This window comes from Pseudomonas sp. Xaverov 83 (assembly GCF_019352905.1).
GTDB lineage: Bacteria > Pseudomonadota > Gammaproteobacteria > Pseudomonadales > Pseudomonadaceae > Aquipseudomonas > Aquipseudomonas yamanorum.
The window spans coordinates 191,671-209,196 of record NZ_JAAAFU010000011.1; the positions used below are offsets into that span (position 1 = coordinate 191,671).

A 17,526-nucleotide genomic window follows, 5' to 3' on the forward strand; every position below is an offset into this window, starting at 1 on the left:
CTGGCAGCAATCAGTCCGTAAGACAGGGAAAGTTTTGGGGAGTTTTATGATAAAGGGATTTTTCAGGCGAAAAGCCGATGCCGTCCTGGGTATCGACATCAATGACGCCGGCGTCAAGCTGGTGGAACTCGAGGTTTCAGGCAACGGCTACAGCGTCCGCGGCTACGCCATGCAGCCGTTGCCGGCCCATGCGGTGGTCGACAGTAGCGTGGTGGATTTTGATGCCGTCGCACAGGCCCTTTCCAGGGCGCTGGCACAGGTGCATACCTCGCTCCGACAAGCCGCCGTCGCCGTCGCCGGGCCTTCGGTGATCACTCGTGTGCTCGAGATGGACGCCGGGCTCACTGATGCAGAAATGGTGCAACGAATCCACGGGGAAGCCGACCAGTACATTCCTTATCCGCTGGAGGATGTGGCCATCGACTTTCAGGTGCAGGGCCCGTCGGCCCATGACTCGCAAAGCGTCGATGTGCTGCTGGTTGCCTGCCTCAAGGAACAGGTAGAGGCCCGTGAGGCGGTTTTGGCCTTGGCGGGGCTGGCGACACGGATAGTGGATGTCGAAGCATTTGCATTGGCTCGCGTGGGCAGGCAGGCTTCGGACAGCATCACGCCGGGCCGTCGTGTCGATGGCGCGCAATGGGCCGTGGATGCCCAGGGAATGGGAGTGGCCTGCGGGTTGGCCCTGAGGAGTTTCGACTGATGACACGAATCAACCTGCTGCCGTGGCGCGCAGAACGGAACCAGCGGCGGCGCAAATATTTTCTGGTGTTCCTGGCGGGGGCTGCAACTGTGGCGCTGGCTGCGGTATGGCTGGCAGACCAGGTGATCGACCGCGCGATTGATCGGCAATTGGCCCGTAACAGCCAACTGAAGGTGGGCGTTACCGGGCTCGACTCGCGGATCAAGGCCATCGACGAGCTGCATGAGCAACGCCAGCAGTTGATGGAACGGATGAAAGTTGTGCAGGGTTTGCAGGACGATCGTTCGGCGGGCGTTCAGTTGCTGGACCAATTGGCTCGTGCCATGCCGGATGGGGTGCAGTTGCGTGAGGTGAGTGTTGACGGTGGATCTGTTTCGATCAGCGGTACTGCCGAATCGAACCGTGATATTGCTCAGTTGATGCGTGGCCTTGAGGCAACCGGTGACTTGCAGGCGCCCCGGCTTCAACGGGTTAGCGGTGCGCAGGGCGGTGACGACAATAGCTTTCAGCTGACGGTTCGCCATGGTCATTCCGATGAGGTGCGCCCATGAGAGGGGCGTCAGGCCTGCGAAGGCTGACGGAACTCGACATCGCCCAGCTCTACCGAAACGCCGCCGACTGGCCGCTGCCGGGCAAGGCTTTGCTGGGTGGTGCGGTGGTTTGCCTGCTGTGGATAGCGGGCAACAGCTTCTACTTGAGCGGGGCGCGAGAGCAATTGCGCCAGCTGGAGGCGCAGGAAGTGGCGCTTGAGCAGCAGGTTGCGCTGAAGACCGTTCAGGTGGCCGGACTGGAGTCTCAGGCCCGCGACTTCAAAACGATGCAAGGCCGTTTCACCAATCTGTTGCGGCAGTTGCCTGCCGATACCGAAGTGCCCGGCCTGCTTGAAGACATTGGCCGCCTGAGTGCCGCCAATGGCCTGGCGCTGGAAGCCATCGACCTGCTGGATGACCAGCCTCGCACCCTGTACATCGAGTCGCCCATGCGGATTGACGTGACCGGGACTTTTCACGATCTGGCGGCGTTCATCAGTGGCATGGCTGGCATGCCAAGGATCGTCACGGTGCATGACTTGGCGTTCAGCCATGTTGATCCCTCAGGGTTGCGCCTCAGTCTGGTGGCGAAGACTTATCGCTACAACCGTCAAGCGGGTGATGATCTGGAGGCTGATTTGCACCAACCGTCGCCGGCGCTCGCCGAGCCGGTTGCCTACGATTTTTCATCCTTGCGCGATCCTTTTCAGTCGCCCTCTCGTCAACGGGTGCGGCCCGTCGGGCGACCGGCCGCGGGACCTGACTTCACCAGGCCGCGTGGAGTACTTGAAAGCGTTGCGCTGGATCAGTTTGAAATGGTTGGAACCTTGTCCCTGGGTACACAAACCTTCGCACTGCTGCGCGGCGCGTCGTCTGTCCATCGGTTGGCAATCGGCGATTACCTGGGCCCGGACCACGGGCGCATCACGGCGATTCATGACTCCCATGTCGAACTGGCCGAGCTTTTCCCGGACGGCCAGGGCGCTTGGCTGGAACGCTCGCAAACTCTTTCCCTGAACGTGAATTCATAACGGAAACAAACAATGAAAAGGACTTTTTCGTCCTTCGGTGTGGCGCTATGGATAGCGTTCACGGCACCGATGGTCATGGCTGTGCCCAATCGAATCGACCTGATTCACCTGCCGCCACCTGGCAATGCGCCCCTGAGTACAGAGCGCTTGGCATTTACCGGCGACAAGCTGTCCCTCAACTTCCAGAACATCGAGTTACGCGCGGTGCTGCAGCAGATTGCCGACGTCGCCGGCCTCAATCTGGTGGCCAGCGACGACGTGCAGGGGGCGATCACCCTGCGCCTCAAGGACGTGCCCTGGGACCAGGCCCTGGATCTTGTGCTGCAAACCAAGGGGCTGGACAAACGTGTGACGGCCAACGTACTGCTGGTGGCGCCTGCCGAGGAGTTAGCGGCCCGCGAGCTGCTGGTGCTGGAGTCGCGCAAGCAAATGACGGAGCTGGCCCCGTTGCGCCGTGAACTGCTGCAAGTGAATTATGCCAAGGCGTCGGACCTGGCCAAGCTGTTCCAGTCGGCCGTGGGCCTGGAAGGTGCAACCGATGAGCGCGGCTCGGTGGCGGTGGATGATCGCACCAACAACATCATCGTCTACCAGACCCAGGAGCGGCTGGAGGAGCTGCGTCGGATCGTGGCGCAACTGGATATTCCGGTAAGGCAGGTGATGATCGAGGCGCGGATTGTCGAGGCCAATGTGGATTACGACAAAAGCCTGGGGGTACGCTGGGGTGGGCAGATGAGTCGGGGCAACTGGGGCGCTGGCGGTATCAGGAAACCGCTGGCCGAGGGTGCCGAGCCTCCCGAAAACCCGCCCAGCTCGCCGTTTGTAGATATGGGCACGGTCAACGGCAGCGCCGGCCTGGGGATCGCCTTTATCACCGACAACCTGCTGCTGGACCTGGAGCTGACCGCCATGGAAAAAACCGGCAACGGTGAAATCGTCTCGCAGCCCAAGGTCGTCACCTCCGATAAGGAAACCGCACGTATCCTCAAGGGCACCGAGATTCCCTATCAGGAATCCAGCTCCACCGGTGCTACCTCGGTGTCGTTCAAGGAAGCCTCGCTGTCACTGGAAGTGACGCCGCAAATCACACCGGACGGCTGGGTGAACATGGAGGTCAAGGTGACCAAGGACGAACCCGACTACCTGAACAAGCTCAACGATGTGCCGCCGATCAAGAAAAACGAGGTCAATGCCAAGGTGCTGGTCCAGGACGGGGAGACCATCGTGATTGGCGGAGTTTTCTCCAATACTCAAAGCAAAGTGGTAGATAAAGTGCCATTTTTGGGCGATGTGCCGTATCTTGGCCGCCTTTTCCGGCGGGATGTGGTTTCGGAGAAAAAATCCGAGCTGCTGGTATTCCTGACTCCGCGTATTATGAATAACCAGGCGATTGCTGTGAGTCGTTGATTCTGTGCGAAATTTGATTCTTGTAGGACCGATGGGGGCTGGAAAAAGCACCATCGGCCGTTTGCTGGCCAAAGAGCTGCGCCTGCCATTCAAAGACTCCGATAAGGAAATTGAATTGCGCACGGGTGCCAATATCCCGTGGATCTTCGATAAGGAAGGCGAACTGGGCTTTCGCGATCGCGAGCAGGCGATGATTGCTGAGCTGTGCGGCTGTGACGGCGTGGTATTGGCCACCGGCGGCGGCGCGGTGATGCGTGACGAGAATCGCCGGGCGCTGCACGCCGGCGGTCGCGTGGTTTATCTGCATGCGTCTGTGGAGCAGCAGGTGGGCCGCACCGCTCGCGATCGCAACCGCCCGTTGTTGCGTACCGCCGACCCGGCAAAAACCCTGCGGGACTTACTCACGCTACGCGACCCGCTGTATCGGGAAATCGCCGATCTGGTGGTGGAAACCGATGAGCGGCCGCCGCGAATGGTCGTTCTCGACATTCTTGAGCGCCTGGCACAGTTGCCGCCCCGTTAAAGCCAGAGCCGAAATGCGCTATCCTCGGCGGCGCGTCATGACCGTCCGAGTTGTGGCGTAGAGCCATCAGGCGACGTCAGATCAAGACGATGCCGACAACGTTAATGTAGGGCAGGACGCCTGCTTTCATCTTCAACGCGGGGACACATGCAGACACTTAAGGTCGATCTTGGCGAGCGCAGCTACCCGATCCATATTGGCGAAGGTTTGTTGGACCAGCCCGAGCTGCTCGCACCGCATATTGCCGGGCGGCAAGTGGCGATCATCTCCAATGAAACGGTCGCGCCGCTGTATCTTGAGCGTCTGAGCCGCAGCCTTGCGGCGTATTCGGTGATCTCGGTGGTATTGCCCGACGGTGAGGCCTTCAAGACTTGGGAAACCCTGCAACTGATCTTTGATGGCCTGCTGACTGCCCGTCATGACCGTCGCACCACCGTAGTAGCGCTGGGTGGCGGGGTGATCGGCGACATGGCCGGCTTCGCGGCCGCCTGCTACCAGCGCGGCGTGGACTTTATCCAGGTACCGACCACGTTGCTGTCCCAGGTCGATTCGTCGGTGGGCGGCAAGACCGGCATCAACCATCCGCTGGGCAAGAACATGGTCGGTGCGTTCTATCAGCCGAATGTGGTGCTGATCGACACCGCCACCCTCAATACCCTGCCGCCCCGAGAGCTGTCGGCGGGCCTGGCGGAAGTCATCAAGTACGGCCTCATCTGCGACGAGCCGTTCCTGACCTGGCTTGAAGAGCATGTCGACGCCCTGCGCGCCCTCGACCAGGTGGCGCTGACCGAAGCAATTTCCCGCTCCTGCGCTGCCAAGGCATTGGTGGTAAATGCCGACGAGCGTGAGTCCGGTGTGCGCGCCACGTTGAACCTCGGCCACACCTTCGGCCATGCGATCGAGACTCACATGGGCTATGGTGTGTGGTTGCATGGAGAGGCCGTAGCGGCTGGCACGGTGATGGCATTGGAGATGTCGCAACGCCTGGGCTGGATCAGTGCCCAGGAGCGTGATCGCGGGATCCGCCTGTTCCAGCGCGCCGGGTTGCCGGTCATTCCTCCTGAAGAGATGACTGAGGCAGATTTTCTCGAACATATGGCAATAGACAAGAAAGTGATCGACGGTCGACTGCGACTGGTGCTGTTGCGCCGAATGGGCGAAGCGGTAGTGACCGACGATTATCCGAAAGAGATTTTACAGGCCACGCTGGGAGCGGATTACCGCGCCCTGGCCCAGCTTAAAGGTTAATAAGATCCCGATGACTAGTTTGCATGCCGACGAGGCGTTCCTCGGCCATTACCAGTTAAGCCACGACCCTTTTGCTCCACGGGTGCCTGGTTTCAAATTTTTCCCTGCACAACGCAAGCCGGTGCTCGGGCAGTTGCACCACCTCGCGCGCTACAGCCAGCTGTTGCTGGTGGTCACCGGCCCGTTGGGCAGCGGCAAGACCTTGCTGCGCCAGGCGCTGGTGGCCAGCACCAACAAGCAATCGGTGCAGAGCGTGGTGGTTTCCGCCCGTGGTGCCGGTGATGCGGCGGGCGTGTTGCGCCAAGTGGCCCAGGCCCTGGACGTGTCCACTGCCGAGCCGAATGCGATCCTCAAGCAAGTGGTGCAACTGGGCCTGACCGGCCAGGAAGTCTACCTGCTGGTGGATGACGCCGAGCAGCTCGACGAATCTGCCCTGGAAGCGTTGCTGGCCCTGGCGGCCGGTACGCCTGAAGGTCGTCCGCATGTGTTCCTGTTTGGCGAGTCTTCGCTGATTGCCGAACTTGAGCAGATCAGCGGCGAACAGGAACTGTTCCACGTCATCGAACTGCAGCCTTACGAAGAAGAAGAAACCCGCGAATACCTCTCCCAACGGCTGGAAGGCGCAGGGCAGGGCATCGAACTTTTCTCCGCTTCGCAGATCTCTGATATTCACGAAAGCTCCGACGGCTGGCCTGGCACCATCAACCAGGTTGCCCGCGATGCCATGATCGAAGCCATGATTGCCAGCCGCTCTGCGGTCAAGCGTCCAAAGATGGGGTTCACTATGCCTAAGAAGCACGTATTGGCAATTTCTGCCGTTGTCGTGGTCGCTGTCGCCGCCGCCTGGTTGATTCCAGGTCGCAACAAGGCCCCGACCACCGCTGGCGCGCCAACCGAACAGGCGCAGTTGCCACTGGGCAAGCCAACACCGAATGTTGAATTTGCCAACTCCGGCCAGCCCACCAATCTGCCGATGGTCGGCCAGCCTGTGATGCGTGGTCCATTGGCTGAAGCCGCTGGCGGTATCAGCGAAGGCGACGATGGCGTGCCGGTGGAAGGCTCCAGCGCCACGCCGCCGACCGTGACCACCACTGCGCCCCCTGCGGGCGTGCCTGCGGGTCAGCCAGCGGCCAAGCCTGCGCCGACGCCAGCGCCAGCGCCGGCCCAAGTCGCTACCGCCAAGCCAGCGCCTGTTGCGAAGCCAGTAGTCCCTGCGCCTGTGGCCAAGCCAGCGCCTGCCGCCAAGCCTGCTGAAAAACCGGTGACCGTGGCCAAGGCCGGCGCTACCGGCAGCAGCTGGTACACCAGCCAGCCTACCGGTAACTTCGTGGTGCAGATCCTGGGCACCAGCTCCGAAGCCAACGCCCAGGCGTTCGTGAAAGAGCAGGGCGGCGAGTACCGTTATTTCAAGAAAGTCCTCAACGGCAAGCCGCTCTACGTGATCACTTACGGCAACTTCTCCAGCCGTACAGCAGCGGAATCCGCTATCAAGGCCTTGCCAGCGAAGGTTCAGGCTGGTAAACCTTGGCCTCGCACTGTCGCCAGCGTTCAACAAGAACTGGCAACAACTCGCTGAAGATCCGGCGGCCTTACCCAGGCCGCCCTCTCGGCACCTCAAAAAAAACAACAAAGCGTGCAGCCCTGAAGGCCGCGCGCTTTGTGGTGTCTGCGTCACAGTAGCTTTTGAGTCGTAGCGGTCAGAATTAAAAAAGTTTTGACTAGCACAGCATATCGCTTTAAACCTTTCATAAATGCGACATAGATTTGCGACATTTCGTCGCTAAATTTGTGAGCGTCTGTGTCGGTGTGTACAATGACCTCCCTTTTGCCCCCGCTAAGCCGGCGTACGTTCGGCGTGGAAGGTAACCGGTTGAATTGAAAAGAAATTTGCCTCGAAATAAGAGGCAGCCTGGTGAGAAAGTGTCTATGAAAGCAGGTCTGTACCAACCCGATGAATTCAAGGATAACTGCGGTTTCGGCCTGATAGCCCATATGCAGGGCGAGCCCAGTCATACCCTTTTGCAAACGGCCATCGAGGCCCTGACCTGCATGACCCACCGCGGTGGGATCAACGCCGACGGCAAGACCGGTGACGGTTGCGGCTTGCTGATTCAAAAGCCCGACCAGTTCCTGCGCGCAGTCGCCAAGGAGCATTTCGGCGCCAATTTGCCCAAGCAGTACGCCGTGGGCATGGTGTTCTTCAACCAGGACCCGGTCAAAGCCGAAGCTGCTCGCGAGAACATGAACCGCGAGATTCTGGCCGCTGGCCTGCAACTTGTCGGCTGGCGCAAAGTGCCCATCGACACCAGCGTACTCGGCCGCCTGGCCCTGGAGCGCCTGCCGCAGATCGAACAAGTGTTCATCGCCGGCGATGGCTTGAGCGACCAGGACATGGCGATCAAGCTGTTCACCTCCCGTCGTCGCTCGTCGGTGGCCAACGCCGCCGACACCGACCACTACATCTGCAGCTTTTCTCACAAGACCATCATTTATAAAGGCCTGATGATGCCGGCGGACTTGACCGCCTTCTATCCAGACCTGAGCGATGAGCGCCTGCAAACCGCAATCTGCGTGTTCCACCAGCGCTTCTCCACCAACACCCTGCCGAAATGGCCGCTGGCCCAGCCATTCCGCTTCCTCGCCCACAACGGCGAGATCAACACCATCACCGGCAACCGCAACTGGGCCGTGGCCCGTCGCACCAAGTTCGCCAACGACCTGATGGACCTGGAAGAGCTCGGCCCGCTGGTCAATCGCGTGGGTTCCGACTCCTCCAGCATGGACAACATGCTCGAACTGATGGTCACCGGCGGCATCGACCTGTTCCGTGGCGTGCGCATGATCATTCCGCCAGCGTGGCAGAACGTTGAGACCATGGACCCCGACCTGCGGGCGTTCTATGAGTACAACTCGATGCACATGGAGCCGTGGGACGGCCCGGCCGGCGTGGTAATGACCGACGGTCGCTACGCCGTGTGCCTGCTCGACCGTAACGGCCTGCGCCCGGCGCGTTGGGTGACCACCACCAACGGCTTTATCACCCTGGCGTCGGAAATCGGCGTGTGGAACTACAAGCCGGAAGACGTGATCGCCAAGGGCCGCGTCGGCCCGGGCCAGATCCTGGCTGTGGACACCGAAACCGGTCAGATCCTCGACACCGATGCTATCGACAATCGCTTGAAGTCCCGTCATCCGTACAAGCAATGGCTGCGCAAGAATGCCCTGCGCATCCAGGCGACCATGGAAGACAACGACCACGGCTCGGCTTTCTACGACGTCGACCAGCTCAAGCAGTACATGAAGATGTACCAGGTCACCTTCGAAGAACGTGACCAGGTGCTGCGCCCGTTGGGCGAGCAAGGCTATGAGGCCGTCGGCTCCATGGGCGATGACACGCCAATGGCCGTGCTGTCCCAGCGCGTGCGCACGCCGTACGACTATTTCCGCCAGCAGTTCGCTCAGGTGACCAACCCGCCGATCGACCCGCTGCGCGAAGCCATCGTGATGTCCCTGGAAGTGTGCCTCGGTGCCGAGCGCAACATTTTCCAGGAATCGCCTGAGCACGCTTCCCGCGTGATCCTCAGCTCGCCGGTGATTTCCCCGGCCAAATGGCGTTCGTTGATGACCCTGGACCGCCCGGGCTTCGACCGGCAGATCATCGACCTGAACTACGACGAGAGCCTCGGCCTTGAAGCCGCGGTGCGCAACGTCGCCGATCAGGCTGAAGAAGCCGTGCGCGCCGGCCGTACCCAGATCGTGCTGACCGACCGTCATATCGCCCCTGGCAAGCTGCCGATCCACGCCTCCCTGGCCACCGGCGCAGTGCACCATCGCCTGACCGAAAAAGGCCTGCGTTGCGACTCCAACATCCTGGTTGAAACCGCCACAGCCCGCGACCCGCATCACTTTGCGGTGTTGATCGGCTTCGGCGCTTCGGCGGTGTACCCGTTCCTTGCGTACGAAGTACTCGGCGACCTGATCCGTACCGGTGAAGTCCTGGGCGACCTCTACGAGGTGTTCAAGAACTACCGGAAAGGCATCACCAAGGGCCTGTTGAAGATCCTGTCGAAGATGGGCATTTCCACCGTCACCTCGTACCGTGGCGCACAGCTGTTCGAAGCCATCGGCCTGTCGGAAGAAGTCTGCGACATGAGCTTCCGTGGCGTGCCAAGCCGCATCAAGGGCGCACGTTTCGTCGACATCGAAGCCGAGCAGAAAGCCCTGGCAGCCGAAGCCTGGAGCGCGCGCAAGCCGATCCAGCAAGGCGGCCTGCTGAAGTTCGTCCACGGTGGCGAATACCACGCCTACAATCCGGACGTGGTCAGCACCCTGCAAGCTGCCGTGCAGCAGGGCGACTACGCCAAGTTCAAGGAATACACCGCGCTGGTGGATAACCGTCCGGTGTCGATGATCCGTGACCTGTTCAAGGTGAAAACCCTGGACACGCCGCTGGCCATCAGCGAGATCGAACCGCTGGAATCGATCCTCAAGCGTTTCGACTCCGCCGGTATTTCCCTGGGCGCCTTGTCGCCTGAGGCTCACGAAGCCCTGGCCGAAGCCATGAACCGCCTGGGTGCGCGTTCCAACTCCGGCGAAGGCGGTGAAGACCCGGCGCGCTACGGCACCATCAAGAGCTCGAAAATCAAGCAGGTCGCTACTGGCCGTTTTGGTGTAACCCCGGAATACCTGGTCAACGCCGAAGTGCTGCAGATCAAGGTCGCCCAAGGCGCCAAGCCGGGTGAAGGCGGGCAACTGCCAGGCGGCAAGGTCAACGGCCTGATCGCCAAGCTGCGTTATGCAGTGCCGGGCGTGACCCTGATTTCGCCACCGCCGCACCACGACATCTACTCCATTGAGGATTTGTCGCAGCTGATTTTCGACTTGAAACAAGTCAACCCGCAGGCCCTGGTCTCGGTGAAGCTGGTCGCAGAAGCCGGCGTGGGCACCATCGCCGCCGGTGTGGCCAAGGCCTATGCCGACCTGATCACCATCTCCGGCTACGACGGCGGCACCGGCGCTTCGCCGCTGACCTCCATCAAGTACGCCGGTGCGCCGTGGGAACTGGGCCTGGCTGAAACGCACCAGACCCTGCGCGGCAACGACCTGCGCGGCAAAGTCCGGGTGCAGACCGACGGTGGCCTGAAAACCGGCCTCGACGTGATCAAGGCCGCGATCCTCGGCGCCGAAAGCTTCGGCTTCGGCACCGCGCCCATGATCGCCCTGGGCTGCAAATACCTGCGCATCTGCCACCTGAACAACTGCGCCACCGGCGTGGCGACCCAGAACGAGAAGCTGCGCAAGGACCACTACATCGGTACCGTCGACATGGTGGTGAATTTCTTCACCTACGTTGCCGAAGAAACCCGTGAGTGGCTGGCCAAGCTGGGCGTGCGTTCCCTGGAAGAGCTGATCGGCCGTACCGACCTGCTGGACATCCTTGAAGGCCAGACTGCCAAGCAACAGCATCTGGACCTGACGCCGCTGTTGGGCAGCGATCACATCCCGGCCGACAAGCCACAGTTCTGCCAGGTTGACCGCAACCCGCCGTTCGACAAGGGCCTGCTGGCCGAGAAGATGGTCGAGATGGCCAGCTCCTCGATCAACGACGCAAGCGGCGGCGAATTCGCCCTGGATATCTGCAACTGCGACCGTTCCATCGGCGCACGCATCTCCGGCGAAATCGCGCGCAAGCACGGCAACCAGGGCATGGCCAAGGCGCCGATCACCTTCCGCTTCAAGGGCACCGCTGGCCAGAGCTTCGGCGTGTGGAACGCCGGTGGCCTGAACATGTACCTCGAAGGCGACGCCAACGACTACGTGGGCAAGGGCATGACCGGCGGCAAGCTGGTGATCGTTCCGCCGGTCGGCAGCGTCTACAAGACTCAAGACAGTGCCATCATCGGCAACACCTGCCTGTACGGCGCAACCGGCGGCAAGCTGTTTGCAGCCGGTACGGCCGGTGAGCGGTTCGCAGTGCGTAACTCCGGTGCCCACACCGTGGTTGAAGGCACGGGCGATCACTGCTGCGAGTACATGACCGGTGGTTTTGTCGCGGTGCTGGGCAAGACTGGCTACAACTTCGGTTCGGGCATGACCGGCGGTTTCGCCTACGTGCTGGACCAGGACAACACCTTCGTCGACAAGGTGAACCACGAGTTGGTGGAGATCCAGCGGATCAGCGGCGAAGCGATGGAATCCTATCGCAACCACTTGCAGCATGTGCTGGACGAATACGTCGAGGAAACCAACAGCGAATGGGGTCGTAACCTCGCTGAAAACCTTGATGACTACCTGCGTCGTTTCTGGCTGGTCAAGCCCAAGGCTGCCAACCTGAAATCGTTGCTTTCCAGCATCCGTGCCAACCCGCAGTGATATGCGCCTGAAGAGTTTGATGAGGTTTTAACATGGCTGAACGTCTGAATAACGACTTCCAGTTCATCGATGTCGGGCGCAAAGATCCGAAGAAGAAACTGTTGCGTCAACGCAAGAAAGAGTTCGTGGAAATCTACGAACCCTTCAAACCCCAGCACTCGGCCGACCAGGCCCACCGCTGCCTGGGTTGCGGTAACCCGTATTGCGAATGGAAGTGCCCGGTGCACAACTTCATTCCGAACTGGCTGAAGCTGGTGGCCGAGGGCAACATCCTCGCCGCCGCCGAGCTGTCGCACCAGACCAACACCTTGCCGGAAGTGTGCGGCCGGGTGTGCCCGCAGGATCGTCTGTGCGAGGGTGCGTGCACCCTCAACGACGGCTTCGGCGCGGTGACCATCGGTTCGGTGGAGAAGTACATCACCGACACCGCGTTCGCCATGGGCTGGCGCCCGGACATGTCCAAGGTCAAGCCGACCGGCAAGCGCGTCGCGATCATCGGCGCGGGCCCTGCGGGCCTGGGCTGTGCCGACGTGCTGGTACGTGGCGGCGTAACCCCGGTGGTGTTCGACAAGAACCCGGAAATCGGCGGTCTGCTGACCTTCGGCATCCCCGAGTTCAAGCTGGAAAAAACCGTACTGAGCCATCGTCGCGAAGTCTTCACCGGCATGGGTATCGAGTTCCGCCTCAATACCGAAATCGGCAAGGACGTGACCATGGAGCAACTGCTTGAAGAATACGATGCCGTGTTCATGGGCATGGGCACCTACACCTACATGAAGGGCGGCTTTGCCGGTGAGGACCTGCCGGGCGTGTACGACGCTTTGGACTTCCTGATCGCCAACGTCAACCGCAACCTGGGCTTTGAAAAGTCGCCGGAAGATTTCGTCGACATGAAAGGCAAGAAGGTCGTGGTGCTGGGCGGTGGTGACACCGCGATGGACTGCAACCGTACTTCGATTCGCCAGGGTGCCAAGTCGGTAACCTGTGCCTACCGTCGTGACGAAGCCAACATGCCGGGCTCGCGCAAAGAGGTGAAGAACGCCAAGGAAGAAGGCGTGAAATTCCTCTACAACCGCCAGCCGATCGCTATCGTTGGCGAGGACCGTGTAGAAGGCGTGAAAGTGGTCGAGACCCGTCTCGGCGAACCGGACGCCCGTGGCCGTCGCAGCCCTGAGCCGATCCCGGGTTCCGAAGAGATCATCCCGGCAGACGCCGTGGTCATCGCCTTCGGTTTCCGCCCAAGCCCGGCGCCGTGGTTCGAGCAGTTCGAGATCCAGACCGACAGCCAGGGCCGCGTTGTAGCCCCGGAACAAGGCCAGTACAAACACCAGACCAGCAACCCGAAAATCTTCGCCGGTGGCGACATGGTGCGCGGTTCTGACCTGGTAGTGACGGCCATCTTCGAAGGGCGCAACGCCGCCGAAGGGATCCTGGATTACCTGCAGGTCTGATCAAATTTCAGTTTGAAATGCGATCAAATGTGGGAGTTGGTTTGCCTGCGATGCAGGCAACTCGGTCTGTCAACCAGACCCGGTTGATGCTATCGCAGGCAAGCCAGCTCCCACACAAACCTCATTTCACATTGAGGTTTGTGTCGCCACTCATTGCGACAAATTGACCCGATAGACAAAAGGCAGGGCTCTTGCCGTGCCTTTTGCGTCGCGCTCTGAGAAAATGCCCGCACTTTTTTTGCGGATGCCGACATGACTGCCCTCAAGAACGACCGTTTCCTTCGTGCCCTGCTCAAGCAACCCGTGGACGTCACCCCTGTGTGGATGATGCGCCAGGCCGGTCGCTACCTGCCGGAATACCGCGCCAGTCGCGCCCACGCCGGCGACTTCATGAGCCTGTGCATGAACCCGGAGTTCGCCTGCGAAGTCACGATGCAACCGCTGGACCGCTATCCACAGCTGGATGCGGCCATCCTGTTCTCCGATATCCTGACCATCCCTGACGCCATGGGCCAAGGCCTGTACTTCGAAACCGGCGAAGGCCCGCGTTTCAAGAAAGTCGTCAGCACCCTGGCCGATATCGAAGCCCTGCCGATCCCCGATCCCCACAAGGACCTGGGCTACGTCATGGACGCGGTCAGCACTATCCGCCGCGAGCTGAACGGCCGCGTGCCGCTGATCGGCTTCTCCGGCAGCCCGTGGACCCTGGCCACCTACATGGTCGAAGGCGGCTCGTCGAAAGACTTCCGCAAGACCAAGGCCATGCTCTACGACAACCCGCAAGCCATGCACCTGCTGCTGGACAAGCTGGCGCAGTCGGTTACCTCCTACCTCAACGGCCAGATCATGGCCGGCGCCCAAGCGGTGCAGATTTTCGACACCTGGGGCGGCAACCTGTCGGCGGCGGCGTATCAGGAATTCTCCCTGGCCTACATGCGCAAAATCGTCAGCGGCCTGATCCGCGAACACGAAGGCCGCAAAGTGCCGGTCATCCTGTTCACCAAGGGCGGCGGCCTGTGGCTGGAAAGCATCGCCGACGCCGGCGCCGACGCGCTCGGCCTGGACTGGACCTGCGACATCGGCGAAGCCCGTCGCCGCGTGGGCAGCAAGGTCGCGCTGCAAGGCAACATGGACCCCACCGTGCTGTACGCCAAGCCGGAAGCCATCCGTACTGAAGTGGGCCGCATCCTCGCCAGCTACGGCAAAGGCAGCGGTCACGTATTCAACCTCGGCCATGGCATCACCCCGGAAGTTGATCCAGAGCACGCAGGCGCGTTCCTGCGGGCGGTTCACGAGTTGTCGGCGCAGTATCACGAGTGATCGCGCGGCAATGAAAAAGCCCGGCAGATGCCGGGCTTTTTTGTGAGCGGTGGTTAAGCCTTAGCTTCCTGCAACGGTGGCAACTTCGCCAGCTTCAACGCCACCAGCAACGCGACGATCAACAGTGCAACGATAAACCCGCCAATTCCGTTCCACCCGGCGTAGTGCCAGAAGAAACCACCCGCCGTCCCCGCAATACTCGACCCGACGTAATAACTGAACAGGTACAGCGACGACGCCTGGCCCTTGGCTTTCAGTGCGCGGCGGCCGATCCAGCTGCTGGCCACCGAGTGGGCGCCAAAGAAGCCGAAGGTGAAGATCAGCATGCCTGGCACTACCAGCCACAGCGGGGTAAACAGCGTCAGGGCGATGCCGCCGAGCATCAGCACGATGGTGCCCCAGAGCACGCGGCGACGGCCCAGGCGGTCGGCCAGGGAGCCGATTTTCGCCGAGCTGTAGATACCCGAGAGGTAGACCAGCGACAGCAGGCCTACCACAGCCTGGCTCAAATCGTACGGGTCAGCCAGCAAGCGGTAGCCGATGTAGTTGAACATCGTCACAAAGGCGCCCATCAGCACGAAGGCTTCGAGGAACAGCCACGGCAGGCCGGCGTCCTTGAAGTGCATGGTGAAGCCGTCCACCAGGCTGCGCGGGTGCAGGGTGCTGGCGCGGAAGTTGCGCGATTCGGGGAGGATCTTCCAGAACACCGTGGCCGCGATCAGTGCCAGGGCGCCGATGATCAGCATCGCCGTGTGCCAGCTGACGAAGTCGATCAGCACGCCGATGATCAAGCGCCCGCTCATGCCACCGATGGCGTTACCGCCGATATACAGGCCCATGGCGAGGCCGATGTGTTGCGGGTGGATCTCTTCGCTCAGGTAGGTCATGGCCACCGCCGCCAGGCCGCTGAGGGACAGGCCCACCAGTGCGCGCATCAGCAGGATGCCTTCCCAGGTCGGCATCAGGCCGCTGGCGATGGTGCACAGTGCGGCGCAGAACAGCGCGGCAACCATGACCGGCTTGCGCCCAAAGGTGTCGGAAATCGGCCCGGTGATCAGCAGGCCAATGGCGAGCATGCCGGTGGCCACCGAGAGGATCAGGCTGCTTTGTGCGGCATTGATGGAAAATTCGTGGGACAGCGCCGGCATCATCGGCTGTACGCAGTAGAGCAAGGCAAAGGTGGCGAAACCGCCGGAAAACAGCGCCAGCACCGTGCGCATGAACATCGGGGTGCCTTTTTCGATGTACTGCTCGTTGAGCTGTGCCACCACTTCATCGAGGGCGGTAGGCGGTACTTCTTGAGCAAGCGGAGCGACAGCAGATTTCACGCGGGACCTCGGGGAGGAAAGACTGCCAGGGCTGGCAATGCAAAAAAGAATATAGCTCGCTAATGATTCTTTCCAATATATTGTTCGACCTGTTTAAGAGCTTTTACGACCTAATGAGGTTTTCATGGAATTGCGCCACCTGCGTTACTTCATCGCCGTGGCTGAAGAGCTGCACTTTGGCCGCGCCGCGCAAGTGCTGGGCATCTCCCAGCCGCCGCTGAGCCAGCAGATCCAGGCGCTGGAGCAGGAGATTGGGGCGCGGTTGTTCGAGCGTACCAATCGTCGGGTCGAGCTGAGCGAGGCGGGCCGGTTGTTCCTGCAAGAGGCGCGGTTGGTGCTGGCGCAGGTGGATAAAGCGGCGGATGTGGCGCGTCGGGCGCAGTTGGGGGAGCTGGGGGAGTTGAAGATTGGCTTCACTTCTTCCGCGCCGTTCAACTCCAGCATCCCACAGGCGATCTTCGCGTTTCGCCAGGCGTTCCCGGCGGTGCATCTGAATTTGCAGGAGATGAGCAGCACGGAAGTTGCCGAGTCGCTGGTGGATGAGTCGATACAGGTGGGGTTGATGCGGCCACTACCGTTGGCTGATTCGCTGAGCGTCGTGGAACTGATGCGCGAGCCCTTGGTGGCCGTGCTGAACGCCGGGCATCCGTTGGTGGAGGGCAGTGAGCGTGGTTTACACCTGGTGCAATTGGCTGAAGAGCCGTTTGTATTTTTCCCGCGGACTTATGGCAGTGGCTTGTATGCCCAGTTGCTGAACCTGGCGCGCGATGCCGGCTTCAGCCCGCACTTCGCCCAGGAGGCCGGGGAGGCAATGACCATCATCGGCCTGGTGGCGGCGGGGTTGGGTGTCTCGGTGTTGCCGGCGTCGTATCAGCGGATACGCATTGATGGCGTGGTGTATCGCACGCTGTTGGATCAGGAAGCGGTGACGGCGGTGTGGCTGGTGCAGCGTAAGGGCCAGCAAACGCCGATGGCCAAGGCGTTTGTCGAGTTGCTTGTGGCGAGGGGGCAGTAGGCCAAGCCGAGCGAAGTGTCGGAGCTGTCGAGCTTTAGCGAGGCTGCGATGGCGTCGGCACTGTCAGCAATGTGTTGCCTGACCTGCCGCTATCGCAGCCTCGCTAAAGCTCGACAGCTCCCACACTTTGTCGTTTCTGGCCTGTCAGTTCTGCTTCGAAGTCCCGGTCTGCTGGAACAACTGCGCGGCCGACCCGTTGTCACTCACACCATTGGTGCGCAACGCCGCCAGGATGTCCCGGTCCAGCATGCTCACCCAGCGGTTGTAGTTGCGGTGGATCTTGCCGTCCTTGTAGCCCAGGTCGCGGCTGTCGCGGTAGGTGATGGCGTAGCGGGTGGCGGTGTAGCGGATGTCGATTTCAGCGTGGAATTTGTTGCGCACGTTGATCTCGGCCTGTACCAGCTGCGGGCTCAGGCGCTGTACGACCCATTCGCGTTTGTTCAAGGCCGCGATAATGGTCTGCTTCATTTTTTCTTCGTTGACCTGCGGGTTTGCCGGCAAGTCGTGCTGGGTGTTGAGCACCGGTTTATTGGTGCAGCCAGCGGTGGTGAGCAGGGCCAAAGCGACCAGTGTTGCGCGTAGCAGGGAAGACATTCCATTT

General features: G+C 61.1%; 13 protein-coding genes. 11 read left to right on the forward strand and 2 right to left on the reverse strand.

Annotated features, from left to right (window positions below; genetic code table 11):
* Window positions 1-46: 46 nt before the first annotated feature.
* From pilM to hemE, 10 genes are all read left to right on the forward strand, one after another.
* Entirely contained in the window at window positions 47-700 is a 654-nt protein-coding gene (gene pilM, locus K0H47_RS05335; RefSeq protein ID WP_177025870.1) for a type IV pilus biogenesis protein PilM, read from the forward strand.
* On the forward strand, window positions 700-1,251 hold the full coding sequence (locus tag K0H47_RS05340) for a PilN domain-containing protein (protein WP_063033468.1): 552 nt from the start codon (window positions 700-702) through the stop codon (window positions 1,249-1,251). Before pilM ends, K0H47_RS05340 begins: the two co-directional genes overlap by 1 nt.
* Window positions 1,248-2,261 carry a pilus assembly protein PilP gene (locus K0H47_RS05345; protein ID WP_219272124.1) on the forward strand — a complete coding sequence of 338 codons (1,014 nt, stop codon included), beginning with the start codon at window positions 1,248-1,250 and terminating at the stop codon, window positions 2,259-2,261. The genes K0H47_RS05340 and K0H47_RS05345 overlap by 4 nt, the downstream gene beginning before the upstream one ends.
* 69 nt (window positions 2,262-2,330) lie before the next feature.
* Entirely contained in the window at window positions 2,331-3,668 is a 1,338-nt protein-coding gene (locus K0H47_RS05350; RefSeq protein ID WP_219272188.1) for a type IV pilus secretin PilQ, read from the forward strand.
* 4 nt (window positions 3,669-3,672) lie between these two features.
* Window positions 3,673-4,191 carry a shikimate kinase AroK gene (aroK, locus tag K0H47_RS05355; RefSeq protein WP_003209345.1) on the forward strand — a complete coding sequence of 173 codons (519 nt, stop codon included), beginning with the start codon at window positions 3,673-3,675 and terminating at the stop codon, window positions 4,189-4,191.
* Between the two features lie 147 nt (window positions 4,192-4,338).
* Window positions 4,339-5,439 carry a 3-dehydroquinate synthase gene (aroB, locus tag K0H47_RS05360; RefSeq protein WP_003209346.1) on the forward strand — a complete coding sequence of 367 codons (1,101 nt, stop codon included), beginning with the start codon at window positions 4,339-4,341 and terminating at the stop codon, window positions 5,437-5,439.
* Between the two features lie 10 nt (window positions 5,440-5,449).
* Window positions 5,450-7,015, forward strand: coding sequence for an SPOR domain-containing protein (locus K0H47_RS05365; protein ID WP_219272126.1), 1,566 nt, complete (start codon window positions 5,450-5,452; stop codon window positions 7,013-7,015).
* A 350-nt stretch (window positions 7,016-7,365) separates the two neighbouring features.
* Window positions 7,366-11,811: a glutamate synthase large subunit gene (gltB, locus tag K0H47_RS05370; RefSeq protein ID WP_219272128.1), complete on the forward strand. Its 4,446-nt coding sequence runs from the start codon at window positions 7,366-7,368 to the stop codon at window positions 11,809-11,811.
* A 32-nt stretch (window positions 11,812-11,843) separates the two neighbouring features.
* On the forward strand, window positions 11,844-13,262 hold the full coding sequence (locus tag K0H47_RS05375; protein WP_003209353.1) for an FAD-dependent oxidoreductase: 1,419 nt from the start codon (window positions 11,844-11,846) through the stop codon (window positions 13,260-13,262).
* Between the two features lie 252 nt (window positions 13,263-13,514).
* Window positions 13,515-14,582, forward strand: a complete 1,068-nt coding sequence (gene hemE, locus K0H47_RS05380) for a uroporphyrinogen decarboxylase (RefSeq protein ID WP_177071096.1) — start codon at window positions 13,515-13,517, stop codon at window positions 14,580-14,582.
* A gap of 53 nt (window positions 14,583-14,635) precedes the next feature.
* Here the strand turns inward: hemE and K0H47_RS05385 are convergent, their stop codons facing one another.
* Entirely contained in the window at window positions 14,636-15,853 is a 1,218-nt protein-coding gene (locus K0H47_RS05385; protein WP_374106748.1) for an MFS transporter, read from the reverse strand.
* A gap of 181 nt (window positions 15,854-16,034) precedes the next feature.
* Between K0H47_RS05385 and K0H47_RS05390 the strand changes: the two genes are divergently transcribed.
* Window positions 16,035-16,925 (forward strand): LysR family transcriptional regulator, encoded by an 891-nt coding sequence (locus K0H47_RS05390; protein ID WP_177025875.1) that lies wholly within the window; start codon window positions 16,035-16,037, stop codon window positions 16,923-16,925.
* 144 nt (window positions 16,926-17,069) lie between these two features.
* Here the strand turns inward: K0H47_RS05390 and K0H47_RS05395 are convergent, their stop codons facing one another.
* Complete coding sequence (locus K0H47_RS05395; protein WP_219272129.1) at window positions 17,070-17,519, reverse strand: hypothetical protein; 450 nt, start codon at window positions 17,517-17,519, stop codon at window positions 17,070-17,072.
* Between the last annotated feature and the right edge of the window lie 7 nt (window positions 17,520-17,526).